The sequence below is a fragment of the Candidatus Nitrosarchaeum limnium BG20 genome (assembly GCF_000241145.1).
GTDB classification, from domain to species: domain Archaea; phylum Thermoproteota; class Nitrososphaeria; order Nitrososphaerales; family Nitrosopumilaceae; genus Nitrosarchaeum; species Nitrosarchaeum limnae.
In genome coordinates, this window is the sequence record NZ_AHJG01000221.1 from 1 (window position 1) to 1,049 (window position 1,049).

The following is a 1,049-nucleotide window of genomic DNA, read 5'->3' on the forward strand; positions in this document are numbered from 1 at the left end:
AATTATCTGATTTATTGTAACTCTTTTGAGGAAGATCTACAAATGCAAAAGAACTGGTAAACATTCCCGACATAAGAATTATAATAAAAAAGATAGCCGCTTTGGGCATTATAATTAATTTTATTGTCGTGTGTTATTATAACTATCTTCTTCTAGCAAGTATTGCAATTTGTAATGCTACAATAATTCCTATCGATGCAACTATTGGGAAAAACAAAGAGTTGAGTTGTGATGATGCTTCTTCTATGTTTGTCACTGAGTTCGATACTGAAGTCACACTTTTGTCAATATTACTACTAGCACTCTCCAAGGTATTTCCAAATCCTGAGATTTCTGATTTTAATGTGTTTAATTCAGTTGATGTCTCCTCTAAAACAGAATTCAGTTTTATAATTTGATTTGATATTCCACCAATATCCTGACTAAGAACATTAGTTGCAACTGAACCATGAGAGATTGTTCCTTCGTTAAAAGTCACTACGTGAAAGACATAAGTTCCTTCTTCTTTTGGCACATAATCTGCATAGTACAGTCCCTGATGAAGTGTTGAGAAATTATTTGCAAGTGTCTCTACTTTTCCTGAAGGTAAATGGACATGAGTTGTTTGGAGTAATTTTGCAGGATCATCCCCAATCAAAAGACCATCACTTGTAACCTGAACAAATACACGAAATGGAACATTAATCGCGGCAGTTTCCGGGGCAAACACTAGAGTGTTTAGATGTCTTTCTATAGGTACACTAATCAGATCAGTAGAGGATGTAAATTTTACATCAATTTTTTTAGAAAGTCCATTTTGTTGAGTGCTAATTATTTCTATTGTATATGTACCAAATGGGAGATTAGAAGAAGCCTTTGGCCATATCAATAATACATGCTCAAATGTTCCATCTTCATTTGTTTCAAACTGATCAAACTTTGGAATTGTTTTATCTGGAGCAATCAATCTAATAATCAAAGTTTCATTTGGCTGTCCTTTTCCATATACAAATAATGGTTCTCCCTCAGAGTATACTTGATTTATTGTAAGCAATTGCAATTCTGAATAT

At 33.2% G+C, this 1,049-nt stretch carries 1 protein-coding gene; it reads right to left on the minus strand.

All coding sequences use genetic code 11. From position 1 onward, the window contains the following. Nucleotides 1-142 precede the first annotated feature (142 nt). On the minus strand, nucleotides 143-1,049 hold a 907-nt coding region (locus BG20_RS07730; RefSeq protein ID WP_010193228.1), incomplete at its 5' end, for a hypothetical protein.